Origin of the sequence: Hyalangium versicolor, assembly GCF_020103695.1 — a bacterium.
GTDB classification, from domain to species: domain Bacteria; phylum Myxococcota; class Myxococcia; order Myxococcales; family Myxococcaceae; genus Hyalangium; species Hyalangium versicolor.
In genome coordinates this window covers 1-1782 of the sequence record NZ_JAHXBF010000073.1, presented here as the reverse complement: position 1 = coordinate 1782, position 1782 = coordinate 1, and the positions used below count along the sequence as shown (strand labels likewise).

At 63.5% G+C, this 1782-nt stretch carries 1 protein-coding gene and 1 pseudogene; both read right to left on the bottom strand.

All coding sequences use genetic code 11. The features are described from left to right. Nucleotides 1–959: hypothetical protein (locus tag KY501_RS52745; RefSeq protein WP_309243073.1), on the bottom strand; the 959-nt coding region annotated here is incomplete at its 3' end. Nucleotides 960–1276: 317 nt separating this feature from the next. Beyond that, a pseudogene (locus KY501_RS52740) lies at nucleotides 1277–1782 on the bottom strand (hypothetical protein); the annotation flags it as partial.

Genomic DNA, 1782 nt, shown 5'->3' with positions numbered 1-1782 from the left:
TGGCGCGAGCGCATGTACCTGTGCGCCCTCATGAACGGCAGCCAGATGCGCTTCCCGACTCGCACCTGTACCTCCTCCAGCTTCTTGCGCGGGATCCACTGTCCGCCCAGGTGACGCACCAACACCTGCCCCAGGTAGGCTCCCACCGTCGGCACCGCCCTCTGCTCTATCTCGTTGCGCTCGAAGACCTCGGGGAATCTCTCCACCCAGAACTGGAAGTCCACGTCCGTGAGCGACTCGGGCGTCTGCTCGAACACGGACGGCACCTGCGTGTGCAACAGCGCCACCAGGTACTCGGCCAGCAACGAGTAGTGCTCCAGCGCCGCCTTCGTGTCCACTACGTCCGTGGGCAGCGCGGCTTCTGCTGGCAGCCACTCCTCCGGCTCGGGCGGCTGGTACGCGTTGAGCTCCGAGATCCTCCGCTGGCGCTGGCTGATGGCGACGCCGTCCACCAGTCGCGCCAGTAGCGGTGCTGCATCCGGATGAAAGTGCGGTTCCACGGCAGCCAGCGTCTCGTTGCGCTCGTGCAGCGTACGCAGCACGGTTTCCAAGTCGAGTTCCGGGCGGAGGTGCACCAGCGCTCGAGCCTGGGCCTGGCGAGCCCCTTTGCTGGTGAAGTCCGCAGCCGTCGGCCACGTCACCAGCAACACCGCTCCGTTCGGCAACTCCTCCACCCGGTATGCCGGCGTGGACAGCATCCGCTCGCGACCGACCGTCTCCACCAGCTTCGGCCCAAACACGTTGAGCCAGCTCACTTCGTATACCTTGTCGAATCCGTTCTGGTACGTGGTCTCGTCATCACGACCAAAGTTAGGTGCGCCCGCCAGTTGTTCGTCCGCAGTACTGTGGGCGGAGGTGTAGGGGCCTGGATAGTACGAGGCCCAGGCGCGCACCATCTCTACCACCTGTCGGCAACGCGCCTCGTCCGTGAAGAAGGTGAGCGGTTGCACATGGAGCATGACTCTCAATGGGCGGGGAACTCTGGTAAGCCCGAAATTGAAGGCCAACGACACAAGCGGGTACGTCGTGTGAAAGAGCCCGACACCTGCATTGTAGGCCGTACGGCTCTCCTCCAAGGCTTTCCAGACGGCAGTTCGGGAGTACCTGCGTTGCCGCTTACCTCCGACCATGTCTGGCATCCACTCCCCGGCATATTGCTCCAGCGCTTGGAGAAACGGCTCCAGCGCGCGTTCGACCTCGCATTGCGGATCGAAGCTCCCTTTGAAGTAGAGTGACAGGCTGTCCTCTACATCCAGATCCTGTAGCGTCAGCAGCTTCACTGGACCAGCACCTCCACTCCCTCGACGTCCTGCTTGATGGCGTCGATGGATTCCTTCAACGTTCTCAGGTTTCTGGGTATGAGCGCTCCCCCCTCGTAGACAAGACGAACCCGTTGCACCTGCACGCGACGCTTGAGGGAAGGACGCACGATGTCCAACGTCCCGCCGTAATACTCCAGGGCGGCGCGTGCATCTCTACCTATCTGTGCACGCAAGGGCTCAGGCTCCAACGACGCGAGGAAGCGGCTCTTGAAGCTGAAGGTCTCCACGTGGGGAGACGGGCCAGCGGAAGGCTGTTCCTCGATGACGAGCACGTCCGCGAAGCGGATACCGGGCACGTTCGGCTTTGACACGCCCACGTGCACTTCGATGCGCGGCCGAGTAAACCCCTTGAGCCAGCGGCGCTGCACCACCGGCAGGGCCGCATCGGCTCGGAACTCCGCCACCATCTCCCGCTCGAAGGCCAGGCCTCTCGCGAAGGCCCGGTGCATCTGCTCGTACC